Here is a 20,565-nt window from a genome sequence, read left to right on the forward strand (position 1 = left end):
AAAGTGTTTGTCTAGCATCATAAATAAAAATTGACGTTTCACGTTGTTTGTTTCGTTCAGTTTTCAAAGAACTTATCTGCCGCTCGAAGCGACTTTAATAATATAACATTTCGTTTCTTTTCTGTCAACAACTTTTTTCTTTCGAAGTTGTTTTCCTCGTTGCCGTTCGTGACAACGAATATAAATATATCAGTTCACAAATTAAATTGCAATAGTTTTTTTAATAAAATTTTTCACCTTATAAAATAACATAAAAATACAATAAAAAGAAAAGCTTTGGAGAAAACTCCAAAGCTTAGTCTTGTTTATGTCTCATTGCCGGGAATAGTAATACATCACGAATAGAAGGTGAATTTGTTAATAACATAACAAGACGATCAATACCGATCCCTAACCCACCTGTAGGAGGCATACCATACTCAAGCGCTTCAATATAATCATCATCCATCATGTGCGCTTCATCATTACCTTGTTCACGCTCTTTTAACTGCGCTTCGAAGCGTTCTTTTTGATCAATTGGATCATTTAATTCTGTAAATGCATTCGCATGTTCACGAGCGACAATAAATAACTCGAAACGATCTGTAAAGCGCGGATCTTCTTCATTCTTTTTCGCAAGAGGAGAAATCTCCACTGGATGACCATAAATAAATGTAGGTTGAATTAAATGTTCTTCTACTTTTTGCTCGAAGAACTCATTAATAATATGACCAACTTCCATTGTATCCTTAATTTCTATACCATGCTCTTTCGCTAATGCACGAGCTTCTTCTACGCTCATTGGGCTCCAGAAATCTGCTCCAGAATATTGTTTGATTGCATCTACCATGTGTAGTCTTGTCCACTCTGGCTCTAAATTAATTTCATATTCACCATATTGAACTGTCGTTGTACCTAAAACTTCTTTCGCAATATGAGCAACCATGTTTTCTGTTAATTTCATGATATCCTTATAATCCGCATATGCTTCATATAATTCAATCATTGTAAATTCTGGATTATGACGAGTTGATACACCTTCGTTACGGAATACACGCCCAATTTCGTACACTTTCTCTAATCCACCCACAATTAGACGTTTTAAATGCAGCTCAATTGCAATACGCATATAGAATTCCATATCTAACGCATTGTGATGTGTAATAAACGGACGCGCAGATGCTCCGCCTGCAATAGCATGCAACATCGGTGTTTCTACTTCAAGATAACCATTGTTATCTAAATATCTTCTCATCTCACGAATAATTTTACTGCGAGTTACAAACGTTTCGCGACTTTCCATACTCGTAATTAAATCTAAATAACGTTGACGATAGCGCTGTTCAACATCTTTTAGGCCATGATATTTGTCAGGAAGCGGACGAAGAGATTTTGTTAATAATGTAAAGCTAGTCACTTTAATTGAAAGTTCTCCAACTTTTGTCTTAAATACTTTACCTTCAATCCCTACTAAGTCACCTAGATCTGCCGCATTAAATAGTTCGTACTGCTCATCACCAACCGCATCTTTACGAACGTAAATTTGAACTTGTCCATGTAAATCTTGAATATGTGCAAAACCAGCTTTTCCTTTACCGCGTTTTGTCATAATACGACCAGCTATAGAAACAGGAATTTCTTTCTCTTCTAATTCTTCTTTAGAAAGTTCTCCGTACAAGCTGAATAATTCTTTTGTTGAATGTGTACGTTCAAAACGTTTACCAAATGGGTCCATTCCTTGTTCTCGTAAGTTATGTAGCTTCTCGCGACGAACGAGCAATTGATCATTTAATTCTTCGTGGTTCATGTTATCCATGGTATTGATATCACTCCAGCTCTATTAAATTTTACAATATATATAGTATAGCATTTTCTATCCAACTAGAAAAACTGCCAGCAACGCGCTGGCAGTTCTTATTTCTTAGACGTAATTATAGGTAGTAAGAACAGGAATGTCAAACACCCCTTCTATTTCCTTCTATTATCCAACTTGAATAGATTTTTGTTTCGCTTCTACCTCTTCTACAAATGTTGTCAATAAAGAAGCAAGATCTGCACGTGTATTACAACTATTAATTTCATTACGCACTCTTGCATTACCGCGAACACTCTTTAAATACCATGCAGCATGTTTGCGCATTTCTCGAACTGCAATGTCTTCATTCTTTAGATCAATAAGACGATCTAAATGCAACATACATACATCAATCTTTTCACGCACAGATGGCTCCGGCATTAATTCACCAGTTTCTAAATATTTTACTGTACGGTAAATCATCCACGGATTACCAAGTGCTGCACGGCCAATCATTACACCATCTACGCCAACTTCATCTAACATGCGCTTTGCATCTTGCGGCGTTTCTACATCACCATTTCCGATAACCGGAATATTGACAGCTTGTTTTACTTGCTTAATGATATTCCAGTCTGCTTTCCCTTCATACATTTGAACACGAGTACGTCCGTGAACTGCAACCGCCTGACCTCCCGCACGTTCAACTGCCTGAGCATTTTCAATTGCAAAAATGTGGTCTTCGTCCCAACCGATACGCATTTTTACTGTAACTGGCTTCTCGACCGCATCTACCACCGCGGCCACCATTTCGTACACCTTGTTCGGATCAAGCAACCACTTTGCACCTGCATCACATTTTGTGATTTTCGGTACTGGGCATCCCATATTAATATCAATAATGTCTGCTGTTGTATTTTTATCTACATATTTTGCCGCTTCTACAAGCGTTTCTTTTTCCCCACCAAAAATTTGCAGACTTAATGGCTTCTCTCTCTCATCAATATATAACATGTCTAGCGTTTTTTTATTGTTAAATAAAATCGCCTTATCACTTACCATTTCCGCACATACTAATCCTGCACCAAATTCTTTTACCGTTAAACGGAATGCAGAGTTACATACTCCTGCCATTGGCGCTAGCACAACCGGATTTTTCATTTCAATGTTTGCAATCTTTAACACTCGATTACCTTCCTTCGTTATTCCTACTTCGGCATTAATTCTTCTATTGAAACTTTTAATGTCTTCGCAACTTCTATAACAAAATCGTGAGACGGAACTCGATTCCCTCTCTCCACTTCACCTAAAACAGATACAGATACCCCTAATTCTTTCGCAAACCCTTCTTGTGTATAGCCTTTTAATTTGCGAAAAGCGCGAATGCGTCTTCCCCATTTCTCTGCTTCCATACCGTTACTCCCTCTCGCCTTTTCATTTCTTCTACTTGTGAACGTGAAATGTTTCGGTTAATTTCTTGATTAATTTCCATCAACGGAACGATAACAAAAGCTCTTTCAAACATCCGCGGATGCGGAACAATAAGATTCTCTGCTTCAATATTTTCGTGATTATAGAGCAAAATGTCAAGGTCAATGGTACGAGGCCCCCATTTAATTTTCCTTTTTCTCCCTAGCTCATTCTCCACTTTTTGTGTCACCATCAATAATTCTTGAGGAAATAAATTGGTAGAAACTTTTATAACTAAGTTTAAAAATTGCTCTTGATCTGTATATCCAACTGGATCCGTTTCATAAACAGATGATACATCCTCAACCTCAATAGCCGGATGCTTACGCAACAACTCTATCGCTTGTGATAAATACGTATAGCGATCATCCATATTCGAACCCAAAGCAATATAAACTACATTATTCATGAGCGCCCTCTCTCAATCTCAACCGCCACCGCACGGTAATGTCCCGGAATTGGCGGATCTGGTTTAATAACTTTTACAATACAATTCATAATGCAATCGTACCGCCCTAATATATCCCTTGCAATATTTTCTGCGATACTTTCCAAAAGCTTATATGTTTTCTCTTCTACAACACTTCTACATAACTCGTATAATTCTCCATAATTTACAGAGTGCTCTAAGTTATCAGTTGTTCCCGCTCGCTTTAAATCTAACTCTACAGTTAAATCCACCTTAAATCGCTGCCCTAACTTATTTTCTTCAGGAAATACACCATGATAACCGTAGAACTCCATATCATGAACAAAAATTTTATCCAAATCTTTTACCCCCTTAACATAGCATCCATCATCTTCGCCATGCGGGACATCTCTTTCACATCATGCACGCGTACGATTTCACAACCTTTTTGAATACCAAGACAAACCGTCGCACCAGTCCCTTCTAAGCGTTCTTCTACCGGCAAATCTAATGCATGGCCAATAAACGATTTTCGAGAAGTTGCGAGAAGGAGCGGATACCCCAAAACTTTCAACTGTTCTAGATTTCGCATTACTTCTAAATTTTGCTCAAACGTTTTCGCAAACCCAATACCCGGATCTAAAATAATATTCTCATCGCGCACACCTGCATGTTTCGCAATTGTAATACTTTCATACAGATCAGCAATCATATCCGCCATGAGATTTCGGTAGTTTGTATTATCACGATTATGCATCAGAATAATTGGCACGTCGTAATGTGCTGCTACTTTTGCAATTTCCGGTTCTGCTTTCGCACCCCAAATATCATTAATAATATGCGCTCCGGCTTCAATAGCTTGTTTTGCAACCTCCGCTTTGTACGTATCAATAGATATAGGTATATCTACCGCTTCCGATACAGCTCGAATCATTGGTAAAACACGTCGCAATTCTTCTTCCTCTGACACTTTAGCAAAACCAGGACGAGTAGACTCTCCGCCAATATCAATAATATGCGCTCCGTCAATTACCATCTCTTTTGCATGACGGACAGCTGCTTCCACCTCATTGTAATTACCACCATCAGAGAAAGAGTCAGGCGTAACATTCAAAATCCCCATAATGAATGTCTTTTCATTTAAATTCAAGGCATATTCACCACACTGTATCTCATAACTCCATTGCATATTAGCCCTCTCCTCTTAACAATTCATTTCGACTCCATAGCTTTTCACGGCATGTTTCATATACACGTATAAGCTGATTTGTAACAAATCCTTCTTTACCTGGAAAATGCACTTCTCCGATGCAACAAAGCGGCACAATTTCCTGAATGGAATTCGTAACAAACACCTCATCAGCCGCAAACAGCTCTTCTTTTAAAAATAACCCTTCTCTCACCTCAAGCCCTAACATTTCAGCGGCTACCAATATAAAAGCACGAGTAATCCCATTTAAAATTCCAGCCTGTAATGACGGTGTATGCAATATGCCATTTTTCACGAAAAAAATGTTCGAAACAATCCCTTCCGCAACATACCCTTCTTTCGTAAGAAAAATTCCTTCTTTCGTAGTTGTATTCCCAATCTCACGTTTTCCTAAAATATTATTTAAATAATGATGTGACTTTAAACGAAACTCTCCCTCTGGCGTATTACGGGTTTGCCTTAAAACCACTCCTTCTTTTTCAATTACATCTCCAGGAGCTTGTAAAGGCTTTATAAAAATAATAATAGAAGGCTCTTCGTAAATCTCCGTCTGCAAACCGATTTCACCAACACCAGCAGACACATTCAAACGAACATACGCATTTTGCAAATGATTCCTTACCATTAACTCTTTTAAAATGCTTTTCACATCATCTTTTGTCATTTCCCATGCAATATGCAGCGACGAAAGAGCGGTAATAAGCCGCTCATAATGATCATCTAATAGGAACGGATGTCCGTTGTAAATACGAAACGTCTCAAACACACCAAGACCATATAAATATCCGTGATCATACGGAGATATTTTAGCTTCACTCGCCTCTACAAATGAACCATTCACATAAATTAGCATGTAGAGGCACTCCGGCTATAATGACGAATGAAATTTTGCAGCAATTCCTTACCATGGGAAGTCATAATGGATTCCGGATGGAACTGCACACCTTCAATTGGTAATGTTTTATGACGAAGTGCCATAATTTCTCCTTCCTCTGTCCAAGACGTTACTTCCAAGCACTCTGGTAATGTTTCTTTTTTGACAATTAGAGAATGGTAACGCGTCGCTGTAAACGGATTTGGAATATCAGTAAAAATCGTTTTCTCATTGTGATGCATCAAGGACGTTTTCCCATGCATTAAACGATCGGCACGAACAACATCTCCCCCAAATACTTGAGCAATCGATTGATGCCCTAAACAAACACCAAAAATCGGGATTTCTCCTGCGAAATGTCGAATCACATCCATACTCACCCCGGCTTCATTCGGGCTGCACGGCCCCGGAGAAATCATTAAGAAATCGGGCTGCATTTGTTCAATATCTTCAATTGTAATTTCATCATTACGCTTGACGATAAGTTCTTGTCCTAACTCTCCAAGAAATTGTACTAAATTAAACGTAAAGGAATCATAATTATCAATCATTAATATCATTTCGCTCACCTAACCGTTTCTTCGCTACTTTCTTTCGCACTCCATAAAGCTATTGCTTTCTTTAACGACTCTTTATACTCATTTTTCGGATTAGAATCAATAACAATTCCCGCACCTGCTTGTACATACGCTTGTCCATCTTTTGCAAGTAATGTGCGAATAACAATGTTTAATTCCATATCCCCCGAATAACCAATCCACCCAATCGAACCTGTATAAATACCACGGCGAACTGGTTCTAACTCTTCAATAATTTCCATCGTACGAATTTTCGGCGCCCCGGTAATCGTCCCACCTGGAAATACAGCCTTTACACCATCAAAAGCATCTTTTCCTTGCTGTAATTCTCCGCGTACATTTGAAACGATGTGCATAACATGGGAATATTTCTCAATCACCATGAATTCATCTACTTCTACCGTTCCATACTCACAAACACGCCCTAAATCATTTCGCTCTAAATCAACAAGCATAACGTGTTCTGCACGCTCTTTTTCATTTTCAATTAACTCTTTTGCAAGTTCTTGATCTTCTTGCTCATCTTTCCCACGAGAGCGCGTACCCGCAATTGGACGCGTACTCATTTCATTTCCTTGCTTTTTAATCAACAACTCTGGTGAAGCACTTACAATTTGGAAATCTCCAAGTTCTAAATACCCCATGTATGGTGATGGATTAATTTCACGAAGCTTCGTATAAACTTCCAGCGGATGCGTTTGCAATGTTTTTTCTTGTCTTGTAGACAAGTTCACTTGAAACACATCTCCCGCTCCAATATACTCTTGAATTCTTTGAACAGCTTCCATAAACTCTTTTTCTGTAAATGAAACTGCTTCTTTATTTGTTTCAGGACGAGTAAACGACATCGTCACTTCTGGCACTTCTTGTAACCAAAGCCCTTTTAATTCATTCAGATGTTGTTCAGCTTGTTTCTTATCATTTGTATAATGGGTAATAATCCATAACATTTGTTCTTTCTGATCATAAACAAACACATCATCAAACAATAAGAAAAATATATCCGGTACATTCACATCATCTTTTGCAAGAGAAGGAATTTTCTCAATATAGCGGATGCAATCATAACTAAAATAACCAATCGCACCACCTTGAAATGGCGGATACGCATCATTATGTTCCGTTTTCCATTGTTCCATATATCTTTGCATAAGGTGCAATGGATTCCCCTTTTCTATTGTTTCCTCTCCACTTTCCCATATATATAATGTGTCATCTTTCCCACGAACGATTGCTACAGGATCAAATCCAGCAATACTATAACGCCCTCCACGACCACTTTCTAAAATGATATGATGAGGTTTATTTTGTGAAAGAAATTTATATTGTTTAAAAAAGTCTAACCGATACGGAACTGAAATAGCTAAAGATTTTCGTCGCTGCATATAAACACCTCGTTTTATTTTATCCCGCATTAACAGGCAGTAAGACCCCCACCTCAAGATTCAGAGACAAGCGAAAAAGATAGGCGGGGGATAACTGTCCGTAAAAGCCCATTTAGTTTAACTAATACTTATTTTACATGAAGTTTTCTAGTCATTCACTCTTTTCCTATTTTCAAACGAAAAAAGAAAAGCATCCCTTTTTCGAGGAATGCTTTTCATACATTAAGCTTATGATTCAAATTGATAAAGCGGTGTACTTAAGTAACGCTCACCATTACTTGGAATGATAACAAGTACTTTCTTTCCTTTTCCAAGTTTTTTTGCAACTTCTGTCGCTGCATAAATAACCGCTCCAGAAGAGATACCTACTAAAATACCTTCTTCGCGAGCTACTCTTCTTGCATATTCAAATGCTTGTTCTGTTTTTACCTGAATCACTTCATCATACACATCTGTATCTAACGTTCCAGGAACAAATCCAGCACCGATACCTTGAATTTTATGAGGACCCGGTTTTCCACCTGATAGTACCGGAGAATCAGCAGGCTCTACTGCATAAATTTTGATATCTTTATACCTCTCTTTTAACACTTCACCAGCACCCGTAATCGTTCCGCCTGTACCAACTCCTGAAATGAATGCATCTAATTGATCACCCATTTGTTCAACAATTTCCGGACCTGTAGTTAAACGATGAATTTCTGGATTTGCATCGTTTTGAAACTGTTGAGGTATAAAGTAGCCATGTTCTTTTGATAACTCTGTTGCCTTGCGAATTGCACCGCCCATTCCTTCCGATCCTGGCGTTAACACTAATTCTGCTCCATAAGCACGCAATAAATTACGACGTTCAACACTCATCGTTTCCGGCATAACCAGAATTGCCTTATATCCTTTGGCCGCCGCTACCATCGCTAAACCAATCCCAGTGTTTCCACTTGTCGGTTCAATAATTGTATCGCCTTCTTTTAATAGCCCTTTTTTCTCAGCATCTTCAATCATCGCTAATGCAATTCGATCTTTTACACTGCTTCCAGGATTCATGAACTCTAGTTTTAAATAAATCTCTGCACTACCTTCTTCTACGATGCGGTTCAATTTAACAATTGGCGTTTTTCCGATTAAATCTGAAACTGATTGTGCCACTCGCATCTCCGTCACTCCCAACACCAAGTATTTTTATTGGATTTATATACATATTGTCAAAGAAAAGGTTATTTGTCAACCTATTTAGATGATTCGAAATAGACAAATAACCTTTTTCTTCCTTACAAACTTTCTATTAAGTTTGTTATGTCTTCTTTAGAGAACTTGTATCGTTCGTTACAAAAATGACAATGTACTTCTGTCTCTTCTTCCTCATCACGCACTTGCATTAATTCTGTTTTCCCTAAACTCATTAATACGCCTTCAATACGCTCACGAGAACATGTACAGTTAAATTGTACATCCATCGTCTCTAAAATCTTCACATTATCTTTCCCTAATAACTCATATAGCAACTCTTCTGGAGTTAGACCTTGTTCAACAAGTTTAGAAACAGGCGGAATTTTTTGTAGGCGCTCTTCAAGAATTGAAATTGTCTCTTCTTGCGCATCAGGCATGATTTGTAAAATAAATCCACCCGCAGCTAAAATACTATCATCACCATTAACAAGAACTCCAACACCAACAGAAGAAGGCGTTTGTTCAGAAGCAGCGAAATAGTATGTGAAATCTTCTCCTAATTCACCAGAAACAAGCGGAACTTGACCAATAAATGGTTCACGCATACCAATATCTTTAATAACTGTTAAAAAACCTTCTGTTCCTACAGCTTGGTATACACGTAGTTTCCCTTGCTCTGTCGCTTCAAAATCAACATGCGGATTCGTTACATAACCACGTACATCTCCATTTGCATGTGCGTCTACTAAAACCGGACCAAGAGGACCATTGCCTTCTACTTTAATTGTAAGTTTCTGATCACCTTTAAGCATTGCACCCATCATTGTACCTGCCGTTAAAGAACGACCGAGTGCCGCAGAAGCAGTTCTCCATGTATCGTGACGTCTTTGCGCTTCACTCACCGTATTTGTTGTGTGCACACTATAAGCACGAACTTCTCCATTAAACGCTAGCGCCTTTACTAAATAATCTTTCATTCGCATTTATTCACCTTTCTCGTGTTGTAAATTGGCATTACGCTCATATAACATATATAGACCTTTAAGCGTTAAAAATGGATCGACAATATCAATAACATTCGATTCCTCTGCAATTAATTTTGCTAATCCACCTGTCGCGATAACAGTCGGTTCTTGTTTAGCTTCCTCTTTCATTCGCTTTACAATACCTTCTACTTGTCCCACATAACCATATAAGATACCAGCTTGCATTGCACTTACTGTATTCTTTCCAATGATGCTACTTGGTCTTGTAATTTCAATACGCGGAAGTTTCGCTGCCCTATTATATAAAGCTTCAGCTGAAATCATAATACCTGGTGTAATGACACCACCCATATACTGTTTATGTTCGTCGATATAACAATATGTTGTCGCCGTTCCAAAATCGACTATAATAAGCGGGCTTCCATACATTTGAATACCAGCTACCGCATTTACAATGCGGTCAGCCCCTACTTCGCGCGGATTTTCATACTTAATATTTAAACCTGTTTTAATCCCAGGCCCCACCACAAGAGGCTTAATTTTAAAATACTTCTCACACATACGCTCTAAAGCAAACATAATAGGTGGTACAACAGAAGAAATAATAATTCCTTTTATATCATGAAAAGTAATTCCCTCGTGTTCAAGTAATTGTTTCACGAGCATTCCATATTCATCTTCTGTTTTATGACGATCTGTTTCCATACGCCAATGTTGAAGAAGTTTACCATTTTCAAACACACCAAGTACTGCATTTGTATTCCCTACATCCAATACGAAAATCATATTCTCACCACTTATCTTATTTAATGTATATTTGCGCAATATGTACAGAACTTATCCTTCTACTTTCAGGCAGTAAGATCCACACCTCAAAATTTAGAGAAAGCTAAGAGGATAGATGGGGGAACTGCCCGTAAGAGCCCGATTAGTTCCACTAACCATCAGCCAGACATGAAGAACCTTCCACTGATAGAAGTTTCACTTTATAACCTCATCATACCATATTTATACACATGTTCAGCTTTCCCATCCTCACCATTTTACAAAAATCCATTTCCCTTTTTCAATGTTTAAGTCCAGTTATATCGCAAAGAAAAAAAGGAGTGACAATTGTCACTCCTTCGGTTCTTCTTTATCCCCTGACGCTTCATCTTCTTTTTTCATTGTGATGTTTACCTTTACATCACTGTCAGAAGATGTTTTACGCTCTGGTAATGTACCGTGTTCATATAAATGGTTGATTTGCTCTGCATCTAACGTTTCCACTTCAAGTAACGTTTTTGCGATAATATCAAGCTTATCACGGTTTTCAGTAAGAATTTGTTTTGCACGAGCATAACATTCTTTCATAATGCTTTGCATTTCCGTATCAATGTCATGCGCGATTGCATCACTGTAGTTTTGTTCAGAATGGAAGTCTCTTCCTAAGAATACTTGACCACCCTGTGAGCTACCAAATTGCATTGGTCCAAGCTTATCACTCATACCGAACTCTGTTACCATGCGTCTAGCTATTCCTGTCGCACGTTGGAAGTCATTATGAGCGCCTGTACTTACTTCTCCAAATACAATTTCCTCAGCCACTCGTCCACCAAGTAGACCAGTAATTTTATCCAGCAATTCTGGTTTTGTCATGAAGTAACGATCTTCTTTCGGAAGCATTACTGCATATCCACCAGCTTGACCACGTGGCACAATTGTTACTTTATGAACGATATCTGCTTCGTCAAGTACTACACCAATTACAGTATGCCCTGCTTCATGGAATGCAACGATATTTCGTTCTTTCTCAGAGATAACACGACTTTTCTTAGCCGGACCTGCAATAACGCGGTCAGTTGCTTCATCAATGTCACTCATATCGATCTTCTTCTTATCTTGTCGTGCTGCTACAAGAGCTGCTTCATTTAATAAGTTTTCAAGATCAGCACCAGAGAAACCTGGTGTACGCGTTGCTATAGCACGTAGGTTAATATTTTCATCAAGCGGTTTGTTGCGGGCATGTACTTTAAGCACCGCTTCACGACCGTTTACATCTGGACGATCTACCGTAATTTGACGGTCAAAGCGTCCTGGACGTAATAACGCTGGGTCAAGAATATCAGGTCGGTTTGTTGCAGCAATGATAATAATACCTTCATTTGCTCCAAAACCATCCATCTCTACAAGCAATTGGTTTAATGTTTGCTCACGCTCATCGTGACCACCACCAAGACCTGCCCCACGTTGACGACCTACCGCATCAATTTCATCAATGAAAATGATACAAGGTGCGTTTTTCTTTGCATTTTCAAATAAGTCACGTACACGAGAAGCACCGACACCGACGAACATCTCTACGAAATCAGAACCACTAATAGAGAAGAATGGAACGCCAGCTTCACCTGCAACAGCACGTGCAAGCAATGTTTTACCTGTCCCTGGAGGTCCAACTAATAAAACACCCTTCGGAATACGAGCACCAACCTCCGCAAACTTACGAGGGTCTTTTAAGAACTCTACAACCTCAACAAGCTCTTGCTTCTCTTCATCCGCTCCAGCTACATCTCTAAAACGGACTTTTTTCTTATCATCATTGTATAACTTCGCCTTACTTTTACCAAAGTTCATAACACGGCTACCGCCGCCTTGCGCTTGGTTAAGTAGGAAGAAGAATAGGATGAAGATAATTACAAAAGGAATGATGGAAGTGAAGAACGTTACCCAAGCACTTGTTTCTTCTGCTGGTTGATATTTCACTTCTGTACCTGGTGCTTTGTCATTAATTTTCTTTTGTAATTCTTCAGTGTTAGGTGCATAAGTTATAAATTGTTGTTCTTGACTATCTGTACTGAATTGTCCTTTTACTTCAAATACACCATTTTTCGGTTGAAGTTGCACATTACGAACTTCACCCTTTTCAAGTTTGGTAATGAATTTATCGTAGCTAATTGGTTTCGTTTTTTGTGTTGAACCATTAAAGTAACTTACAATACCAATTACCACTAAAAATATTAGTAAATAAAAGATGGTATTACGGAAGATCCGATTCATCCCTAACCTCCTCTCACAGCATACAAACTATAATAGTAAATAGTACCATAGAAAAACTTTCCTATCCAATTGTAATGCTTATATTATTAATTTGAATATACGCTCGGTTTTAATACACCAACATAAGGAAGGTTACGATATTGTTCCTTATAGTCTAATCCATATCCCACAACAAATTCATGTGGAACAGTAAATCCAACATAATCTGCTTGAAGATCAACTTTTCGACCAGACGGCTTATCCAATAATGTTACAATCTTCACAGATTTTGCTTTACGATATTTAAACAAATCTACTAAGTAGCTTAATGTAAGACCGCTGTCGATAATATCTTCTACGATTAAAATGTCGCGTCCTTCTACAGAAGTATCTAGATCTTTTAAAATTTTCACTTCACCAGTTGAAACAGTAGAATGACCGTAGCTAGATACAGCCATAAAATCCATTTCAAGATATGTATCTGTTCGCTTTAATAAATCTGCCATAAATGGCATTGCACCTTTTAATACACCGATTGCAAGAGGTACTGTATTTTTATAATCCTCTGCAAGAATTGCACCTAATTCCCTTACCTTGTCTTGTATTTGCTCTTCAGAAATTAATACTTTTTCAATATCTTGATTCATCATTTGACTATCCTCCTGGAAGACTCCTTGCTTTTGTAATGAATAATAATATATGTATCCTTATCTACTGTTTCTTGCGAAATAGCAAATGCAGATCGTTTCAACAATGGAACCCAAATAATATTTCCGCTGGCATCACAAATAATTGGCCAGTCTGCTCTTTTTTCCTTCGGTACTTTCGCCTCGATAAAAATGGACTTTATCTTCTTCGTGCCATTCATACCTTGTATCGACATTCGATCTCCGTTTTCTCTCGAACGAACCATAAGTGGATATGCTATTTCATTATGTTTTGCAATAAACGTCATATCATTCATCATAATAGGCACACAATTGCTGATCTCCACTTCGAGCTCATCACCATTTACTAATGTTACCTTTCCCGGCACTTGTAACATACAAGGAGAAAAAGTAACTTTTTCTTCTCCAAATCGGAAACTACATTCTTCATATGTACGAACAATCTCCAATCCGCCAGGAAAATGAAGCATACCAGAAGGATGGGTTCGTTTGAAAAACTCAATCACCTTGTCAATATGTACAGAAGAAAGTGAAGATGGAATCTTATATTCATAAAGATAGTTTAATATTAGTTGAATCCCTCTCCTTTGTAAAGGTATAGGCATAGATTCAAATGCAGGAATTGATAAGACCATTCTTTTTGCGTCTTTTTCCTTAATTACTTTATTCATTTTTTCAAAAGCTAATTCCTGCAAATATGCTTCATCCTCTTGCATGGACGTACTAAAAGCTTGAAAACGCTCATGAACATTTGGATTCTCCTGCTTTAAATGAGGAAGAACGTGCTTTCGCAATCGATTCCGTGTATACGTTTCCTTTGTATTACTAGGGTCAATGCGAGGTTCAACATCTTTTCTGTTGCAATAATCAAGAATTTCTTCTTTCGTTACTGCCAGCAAAGGCCGAATCAAAAAGCCTTTATTGAAAGCGCGCTTTGCAAGAATTCCAGCATAACCTTGCGGAGTACTTCCACGTACAAGACGCATTAAAATTGTCTCAACCTGATCATCACCATGATGACCAAGAGCTAAATACTGTGCATTATACTTTCTCATTATTCTTTCCAAAAATGCATATCGACATTCTCTTGCCGCAACTTGTGCACTCATTCGATTTTGTTTTTGATATCGCGTCACATCAATTTGTGTTGTTTCACAGGTAACATTAAGATTGTCACACAACTGTTTCACAAATTGTAAATCTTCCTGTGATTCCTCGCCGCGAAACATATGATCAACGTGAGCGACTACAATTTGCAACTGCTTCTCTTCACGCTTCTCCAACAAATAGAAGAAAAGCGCTAAAGAATCTGGCCCTCCTGATACACCTACAACAACAGTAGAATGTGCCTCTAACAAATCATGCCTTTCTACAAAAGCATCTACCTTTTTAACAAATTCATCTTTCAATGCTGCAATCACCTTTCATTGAGCTAGAACGATAGCATACCTTGATATAATGGTACAACTTTTACAGACTTTCTGCAAAACAAAGATGTATAAATTTCACAATTTATCTTACATATAAATTTTTTCTTTAGACTCGGAAATAAGTAAAATTAAACATACGAATATATAACAAACAGGCCTCAGGTATATTCCTGAGCCCTGCTCCAACAAACAGTGAGACCCCCACCTCAAGATTAAGGAAGATAGGCAGGAGATCACTGCTGGCATTCGCCCGATTGGTTCAACTAACTATCAACGAGGATAAAACCCTCATTAATAGAAGTTTCACTTTATTGTGCTTGTTTACTAACAATAGGAATTGTCGCCCATTTCGGCATATTCTTTTTTATCTTCGCTACCACAATTGTCATATCATCATTAATATATCCATTGTCAGTGCGAATTACATCTTCCATAATAATATCAGCAATCTCTTGTGGATCTTCCGTTTCCAATTCTTTAATCTTCCGCTTCATCCACACTTCATGATTCTCTACATGTTTTGCACCTTCAAAAATCCCATCACTCATCATTACTAAAATATCACCGGATTTCAATTGTTCACCGACAACATCTACTTCAAAGTCTTCAATAATTCCCATCGGTAAATTACTTGCTTCTATTTTAAATACCTGATTGCCACGTTTTATAAAACTTGGAGTAGAACCAATCTTTAAAAATTTAGCATTTGCATCACGTAAATCAATCATCGCTAAGTCTAATGTTGTAAACATTTCTTCCGTCGTTCGCAATGAAAGAATAGAATTAATCGATTTAATTGCAATTTCCTCATCAATACCTGATTGCAATATCTTTTGCAGTAACTTAACCGTTTCTTTACTTTCCATATGCGCACGCTTTCCATTTCCCATTCCATCACTAATAGCAAGCGCATATTTCCCTACACTTAATTCCATCATGGCATAGGAATCACCAGATACAAACCCTCCTCCTTTAGCCGCTGTAGCAAGCCCTGTATCTACAGAAAATGTTTTCGCTGAGCCAAACGACACTGTACTGTAACCATTCGGATATGCCGATTGTTCTTCATGTTTCACAACAACTGTTTCTCGTAAAATATCAGACAACATTGGAGCAACAAGTTTTTCGCACTCCCCATGCTGATTACATGCAGCAGGGATCATCATTTCAATATCAACGCTCCCTCGATCTAAACAATAAATATCAACGTGTTCAACCTCTACTCCAAAGTCACGAAATGCTTGTAAAATTTGTTCCTCTTGTGCTTGATGATTCTCTCTTTCCTTTTGAATCTCTTTAGAAAAATCCGCCATTACTTTCGAAACACCCATAAGTTGTTCCGCAACAATTCTACGATTATCTCGCATTTGTTTCCTTAACTTTTGTCCTTCATAAAAATGCCCTAATTCACCTTCTATTAAACCTGCTACTTTTGTTCCTCTCACACAATATTTTTCAAAATCACGAAGCAGTTTACGATTATTCTGCAATGTACCTTCCTCTGTTTCATCCATAAGTTGTCTCATATAATCGTATGTTTTATCAAAATTCACAACCCAACATTGATCCTTCTTAAAGCATGTTTGGCATGTCTTGGCAGTAATTGTACTTAAAAATAAATCCGTCTCCGTATCCTTATCCTCATCTTCTACATATCCGTATACAGAAAAACTATTAGATAACGCTTCAAACACATTTGCAAACTGATTAATTTTGTTTGCCGTTACATCACGCATTCTTCGCAAATATTGCTGTTGGTCATTAGAATGCTCCTGTGTTCCCGGCATATATTTAGAAAGACGTTCAATGATGAATTTAGGCATCAATAAAAATAAAGCAATTGCTACACCCGATTCTAACAAAGTCGTCACAATACTTGCTTGTTTATCTACGTATAACGTAATTAAACTTGTGCCAATTAACAAACCTAAACTTACACCTATTCGCCTTCCTTCTTTCAATAACCCTCCTAACAGCCCAGAAAACGCCAATAAACTCAATTGATATAAGCTTGCTACATTCGCTAAGCTTAAAATTAAACCTGTTACAACACCCACTGTAGAGCCTGTTGCTGCTCCTGCTACAAAGGCAAACACTAATACTAAATATCTCGTAAAAATATGCTGAACTGATAAATCGTAAATAAACCAATCTGTTGTACCTGTTAGTACAGATGCCAGCAATATAATTAAACAAACAATTTCTTCTGTTTCTAATGATTGTTGTTTTCCTTTTCGCTCTATTAAAAGTGGAACACTTTGCAAGAAAATCATCGTTAGTACGAAGCTTAATCCTGCTTCAATTGTACTAACCAGCAAATCATACATACCAATTGCGCCTTGCGCGAAATAGACAACGATGAGATGAGCCGTTAACGCAGAAATAAATACTTGAAACGGTACAAGCCCAATCGTCTTATTTGTAAAACGACTAAAGAAGATATTATAGACGAAGAATGTAAATATAGATGCAAAGGCAAAGAATAGATTTTCTAATGAAACTGAAAATGCACCAGCCATTACTGCGAGGAATGCAAGAGCCATTTTATCGCGTTTCATCACATATACAGCAGCGAAAAACGGCAAAGCAAAAGGTAAAATGTTCGTTAAAATATATGCTCGTCCTAAAAGAAAACCAACTAACGCAACTACAAATCCCCACCGAAAGAAAATTTGTTCCAGTTTCACTTTTAATTTGCTTATCCACTTTACAGTTGTCATTTGCCCACGACCTATAGCAAGCGTACTAGAATTCGAATTGACAGTATTCCTTCCTGCTCTTGGCATATTTTGAACACCACCCGCATATTTTATTACTTGTAATTATAAAAGGAATTTTACGGAATTTTTGTCAAAATAACAGTTTGTAGTCCAATAATTGTTCGACTTTTTATACAAAATAGCACCATATATATACAGGCTTACACTTAAAGACCTTATTCGGTGATTGAATTTTCAGAAAATAATAGTTGTTTTTGTAGAAGAAACGCATAACATTCACAATTTCTCAACACAAAAAAAGATCATGCATATTTGCATGATCTTTTTCATTTATGACCCGTACGGGATTCGAACCCGTGTTACCGCCGTGAAAGGGCGGTGTCTTAACCACTTGACCAACGGGCCGTTAAAAAATATAGCGGCGGAGGGGATCGAACCCCCGACCTCACGGGTATGAACCGTACGCTCTAGCCAGCTGAGCTACACCGCCATGTCGTATTTAACGGACAATTAGTATGATATCTTAAATAGCATTTAAAGTCAACGTATTTTAAATATTTTTTTATTCTTTTTTCTACACACTGTTTTCACCATAAAAAAGCACCCTGAGTGAACACTAAGGGTGCTTCTCTTTATTTTAAAATAAACAGCAAGTTTTATCCGCGACGAGCGCCACGGCCGCCACGTTTTGACTCCGTATTACGCTTTAAAGAAGTTAAACGGTCTTCACTGTCTTTTAAAAAGCGAGCCATCTTTTGCTCAAATGTTTCTTTTTGGTTGCGGTTATCACTGCCACCACGATTATCTCTGTTAAAAGAGCGATTGCGTTGAGGACGTCCAGCGCGTTGATTATCACGTTGATTATCGCGTTGATTATCGCGTTGTTCACCTTCTGCTCTTTCACGTTCTTTCGCTTTTTTAATAGATAAACCAATTTTACCGTCTTTCTCAACGTTAATAACTTTTACTTCTACTTGATCACCTACTTTTAAGTGATCATTAATATCTTTTACATAATTATCAGCAACTTCACTAATATGAACAAGACCTGTTAAGCCTTCTGGCAGCTCTACAAAAGCCCCAAAATTCGTAATACCTGTTACTTTACCCTGTAACTTGCTGCCTACCTCGATTGACATAAAAAAAACGCTCCTCCTTAGTGGTTAAAAAGTCAAATTTTATTTCATTATATATAATCTTAAAATATAGTGTCAATACGACACCCACTACTTAGAAATAGGAAAAATTATCTCTTCAGGCTTTGAGAAGTAATAATCTCTTCTAGCAATCTCTAAAACATAGTCCTCGTCATGTAACTTTTGGACTTCATCTTTCAGCTTTTTCTCTTTCGTCGTTAACGTATCCATTTCTTTTTTTAACTCTTTTACTTTTGCTTCTTTAGCATTAATCGCACTATTTTGTTTATAAAACGTCACACTGACACTTACAATAATTACAAAAGCAAACACAAAAAATAAAGCTAATCGACGATACAAGCGCTTCTTACTGTCGTTCGATTGTATTATATGTTCTTTGGCAGAAATTGGATTCTGTTCTGATACATATCTTTGCCTTAGTTCCCTCATTTCCGAGGTCCCCCTAACTTCTTTTTTATACGTTCCCAAATTAGGAATATATGCTTCTTCATTTTCTTGACATATTTTAAAAGTCCTGCTTGTCTCTTTATAAAAATTTTAACACGGTTAGGGAGAAGTTTCCATATAACAAAAAAAACAAATCGAACAGGAATAAGAATACTTTTCCATATTAAACGTAATATTGCTATAATAAATCGCCACAATCCCATTCCAAATCCAACCAAAAGACGAAATAAAAATAAAGCAAGCGCTATAATTAAATGAATCAAAACTGTAATTGGCTTAACAATAAATAATTGGAAAACACGAACACAAAAATAAAATGTTTGAACAAAAATGTGAATCAGAAAATTTAACACTTTCATGTACAATGACTTTAACAAACTTTGATATGCAGCAAACCCACAAAGCAATGCTAGAAATACGTACATACGTAACTCTGCTTCATTTACAAGCAATAGCACATAGAATACAAAAAGAGCTTGGACAATCCAAAATAAAATATCATAAATAAATACAAGCCAACGCTTTCGCTCTCCGCGTTTCAAAAAACGATGATACGTATCTAAAGCTGCTCCAAGCGAAGCGCCCATTCCAATCATCGAAAGCATTGTATATAGTTGAATAGTTAGGCTCATTTAAACAACTTGCTAAAGAACCCTTTAGCTTTCTCCCCTTGATGCTCATCAATGTAAGCCATCTCATATATTTTTCCTTTAATGGATACAAGTCCTTTTTCAACATCAAGGTTTTTCATTTGCAGATTTTGACCACGTATTGTTAAAAATCCCATAACTGTTTCTAATAAAAATTCTTCGCTATCAAAACTTTCTACTTGCTTGACTCCTGTAATATCGAGAATGCGTCTTCCTCTCATTACGACATCATGTTCTACAGTAACATTTTGTTGATTAGAAGACGACATTGAATAGCCTTTGTTCACGTCCATCCCCCCATAACTTTATACTAGTACCAATGTATGAGGAGACAAAATTATTTAGAACAAGCTATCCTCTGCTTTTACTTCGACTTTCTCTTCACGAACAACAGTGTATAAATTTGCAGCATCTTCTTTTTTGGTTGTTTCTTTTAGTTCATTAATTTTCACAGTAACAATTTTTTGGCCAAAACGAATTGTTAATTCGTCTTCTACCTTTACAGTTGAACTAGCTTTTGCAGCTTGGCCGTTAATCATAATGCGGCCTTGATCCGCAACTTCTTTTGCTAACGTTCTTCTTTTGATAAGACGAGATACTTTTAGAAATTTATCTAAACGCATGA

The 20,565-nt window shown here is 37.4% G+C and carries 21 protein-coding genes and 2 tRNA genes; all 23 read right to left on the reverse strand.

Features of this window, described 5'->3' with window-relative positions:
- Positions 1–295: 295 nt before the first annotated feature.
- Entirely contained in the window at positions 296–1,795 is a 1,500-nt protein-coding gene (lysS, locus tag ACTDJC_RS21620) for a lysine--tRNA ligase (RefSeq protein WP_440604658.1), read from the reverse strand.
- Positions 1,796–1,960: 165 nt separating this feature from the next.
- Positions 1,961–2,959, reverse strand: coding sequence for a tRNA dihydrouridine synthase DusB (gene dusB, locus ACTDJC_RS21625; RefSeq protein ID WP_440604659.1), 999 nt, complete (start codon positions 2,957–2,959; stop codon positions 1,961–1,963).
- Positions 2,960–2,982: 23 nt separating this feature from the next.
- The gene (locus ACTDJC_RS21630; RefSeq protein WP_098304942.1) at positions 2,983–3,186 is read right to left on the reverse strand and encodes a helix-turn-helix domain-containing protein; all 204 of its coding nucleotides are present in this window, start codon (positions 3,184–3,186) and stop codon (positions 2,983–2,985) included.
- Entirely contained in the window at positions 3,138–3,653 is a 516-nt protein-coding gene (gene folK, locus ACTDJC_RS21635; RefSeq protein WP_440604660.1) for a 2-amino-4-hydroxy-6-hydroxymethyldihydropteridine diphosphokinase, read from the reverse strand. The genes ACTDJC_RS21630 and folK overlap by 49 nt, the downstream gene beginning before the upstream one ends.
- Positions 3,650–4,012, reverse strand: coding sequence for a dihydroneopterin aldolase (gene folB / locus ACTDJC_RS21640; RefSeq protein ID WP_098304946.1), 363 nt, complete (start codon positions 4,010–4,012; stop codon positions 3,650–3,652). The genes folK and folB overlap by 4 nt, the downstream gene beginning before the upstream one ends.
- A 5-nt stretch (positions 4,013–4,017) precedes the next feature.
- Positions 4,018–4,842, reverse strand: a complete 825-nt coding sequence (gene folP, locus ACTDJC_RS21645) for a dihydropteroate synthase (RefSeq protein WP_253628348.1) — start codon at positions 4,840–4,842, stop codon at positions 4,018–4,020.
- A gap of 1 nt (position 4,843) precedes the next feature.
- On the reverse strand, positions 4,844–5,716 hold the full coding sequence (pabC, locus tag ACTDJC_RS21650) for an aminodeoxychorismate lyase (protein ID WP_440604661.1): 873 nt from the start codon (positions 5,714–5,716) through the stop codon (positions 4,844–4,846).
- On the reverse strand, positions 5,710–6,297 hold the full coding sequence (gene pabA, locus ACTDJC_RS21655; protein ID WP_098304952.1) for an aminodeoxychorismate/anthranilate synthase component II: 588 nt from the start codon (positions 6,295–6,297) through the stop codon (positions 5,710–5,712). Before pabA ends, pabC begins: the two co-directional genes overlap by 7 nt.
- Positions 6,298–6,302: 5 nt before the next feature.
- On the reverse strand, positions 6,303–7,700 hold the full coding sequence (gene trpE, locus ACTDJC_RS21660) for an anthranilate synthase component I (protein WP_098305030.1): 1,398 nt from the start codon (positions 7,698–7,700) through the stop codon (positions 6,303–6,305).
- Between the two features lie 228 nt (positions 7,701–7,928).
- The gene (gene cysK / locus ACTDJC_RS21665; RefSeq protein ID WP_253628345.1) at positions 7,929–8,852 is read right to left on the reverse strand and encodes a cysteine synthase A; all 924 of its coding nucleotides are present in this window, start codon (positions 8,850–8,852) and stop codon (positions 7,929–7,931) included.
- A 116-nt stretch (positions 8,853–8,968) separates the two neighbouring features.
- Positions 8,969–9,844 (reverse strand): Hsp33 family molecular chaperone HslO, encoded by an 876-nt coding sequence (hslO, locus tag ACTDJC_RS21670; RefSeq protein WP_253628344.1) that lies wholly within the window; start codon positions 9,842–9,844, stop codon positions 8,969–8,971.
- A 6-nt stretch (positions 9,845–9,850) separates the two neighbouring features.
- On the reverse strand, positions 9,851–10,639 hold the full coding sequence (locus ACTDJC_RS21675; RefSeq protein ID WP_098304956.1) for a type III pantothenate kinase: 789 nt from the start codon (positions 10,637–10,639) through the stop codon (positions 9,851–9,853).
- A 330-nt stretch (positions 10,640–10,969) separates the two neighbouring features.
- Positions 10,970–12,889 carry an ATP-dependent zinc metalloprotease FtsH gene (gene ftsH, locus ACTDJC_RS21680; RefSeq protein WP_440604662.1) on the reverse strand — a complete coding sequence of 640 codons (1,920 nt, stop codon included), beginning with the start codon at positions 12,887–12,889 and terminating at the stop codon, positions 10,970–10,972.
- Between the two features lie 86 nt (positions 12,890–12,975).
- On the reverse strand, positions 12,976–13,518 hold the full coding sequence (gene hpt, locus ACTDJC_RS21685) for a hypoxanthine phosphoribosyltransferase (protein ID WP_098304960.1): 543 nt from the start codon (positions 13,516–13,518) through the stop codon (positions 12,976–12,978).
- Positions 13,515–14,945: a tRNA lysidine(34) synthetase TilS gene (tilS, locus tag ACTDJC_RS21690; RefSeq protein ID WP_440604663.1), complete on the reverse strand. Its 1,431-nt coding sequence runs from the start codon at positions 14,943–14,945 to the stop codon at positions 13,515–13,517. The genes hpt and tilS overlap by 4 nt, the downstream gene beginning before the upstream one ends.
- A gap of 329 nt (positions 14,946–15,274) precedes the next feature.
- Positions 15,275–17,752, reverse strand: a complete 2,478-nt coding sequence (gene spoIIE, locus ACTDJC_RS21695) for a stage II sporulation protein E (protein WP_141524937.1) — start codon at positions 17,750–17,752, stop codon at positions 15,275–15,277.
- A gap of 267 nt (positions 17,753–18,019) precedes the next feature.
- A tRNA-Glu gene (locus tag ACTDJC_RS21700) sits at positions 18,020–18,091 on the reverse strand.
- A gap of 11 nt (positions 18,092–18,102) precedes the next feature.
- Positions 18,103–18,176 (reverse strand) — tRNA-Met (locus tag ACTDJC_RS21705).
- A gap of 166 nt (positions 18,177–18,342) precedes the next feature.
- The gene (locus ACTDJC_RS21710; RefSeq protein WP_098304964.1) at positions 18,343–18,825 is read right to left on the reverse strand and encodes a S1 domain-containing RNA-binding protein; all 483 of its coding nucleotides are present in this window, start codon (positions 18,823–18,825) and stop codon (positions 18,343–18,345) included.
- Positions 18,826–18,912: 87 nt separating this feature from the next.
- Positions 18,913–19,272, reverse strand: coding sequence for a cell division protein DivIC (gene divIC, locus ACTDJC_RS21715; RefSeq protein WP_098304966.1), 360 nt, complete (start codon positions 19,270–19,272; stop codon positions 18,913–18,915).
- Positions 19,269–19,922, reverse strand: coding sequence for a spore cortex biosynthesis protein YabQ (yabQ, locus tag ACTDJC_RS21720; RefSeq protein WP_098304968.1), 654 nt, complete (start codon positions 19,920–19,922; stop codon positions 19,269–19,271). Before yabQ ends, divIC begins: the two co-directional genes overlap by 4 nt.
- On the reverse strand, positions 19,919–20,227 hold the full coding sequence (gene yabP / locus ACTDJC_RS21725) for a sporulation protein YabP (protein ID WP_098304970.1): 309 nt from the start codon (positions 20,225–20,227) through the stop codon (positions 19,919–19,921). The genes yabQ and yabP overlap by 4 nt, the downstream gene beginning before the upstream one ends.
- A 54-nt stretch (positions 20,228–20,281) precedes the next feature.
- Entirely contained in the window at positions 20,282–20,563 is a 282-nt protein-coding gene (locus ACTDJC_RS21730) for an RNA-binding S4 domain-containing protein (RefSeq protein ID WP_098304972.1), read from the reverse strand.
- Positions 20,564–20,565 lie beyond the last annotated feature (2 nt).

It is taken from the genome of Bacillus sp. GB_SG_008 (genome assembly GCF_052038115.1).
Classification (GTDB): domain Bacteria; phylum Bacillota; class Bacilli; order Bacillales; family Bacillaceae_G; genus Bacillus_A; species Bacillus_A rhizoplanae.